Source organism: Arachnia propionica (genome assembly GCF_003932785.1).
Classification (GTDB): Bacteria; Actinomycetota; Actinomycetes; order Propionibacteriales; family Propionibacteriaceae; genus Arachnia; species Arachnia propionica_B.
This window is the reverse complement of sequence record NZ_RQYT01000170.1, coordinates 1-327: the sequence shown is the minus strand read 5'-3', so window position 1 is coordinate 327 and position 327 is coordinate 1. Positions and strand designations below refer to the sequence as shown.

Below are 327 nucleotides of genomic sequence, written 5' to 3'. Positions count from 1 at the left end.
TTCCGCCACCAACACCCGCCGCAGCTCCAGCGCCTCCTCCGCCAACACCAACGCCCGACCCGGATCCACATGCCCGATCAAATCCCCCACCCGGCTCAGTGACGCCGCCAGGTCCCGCCTCGCCTCCAAACTCTCAGGCTGTTCCGCCACCAACACCCGAGCCAGGTTCAGCGCCTCCTCCGCCAAGCGGAGCGCCCGACCCGGATCCACATGCCCGATCAGATCCCCCACCCGGCTCAGCGACACCGACAGATCCCGCCTCGCACGGAGGCTGTCCGGCTGTTCCGCCACCAACACCCGCCGCAGCTCCAGCGCCTCCTCCGCCAA

At 69.7% G+C, this 327-nt stretch carries 1 protein-coding gene; it reads right to left on the bottom strand.

The genetic code is table 11. The features are described from left to right. Nucleotides 1-327, bottom strand: a 327-nt coding sequence (locus EII35_RS16205; RefSeq protein WP_221739822.1) for a hypothetical protein, incomplete at both ends; no start/stop codon positions are given.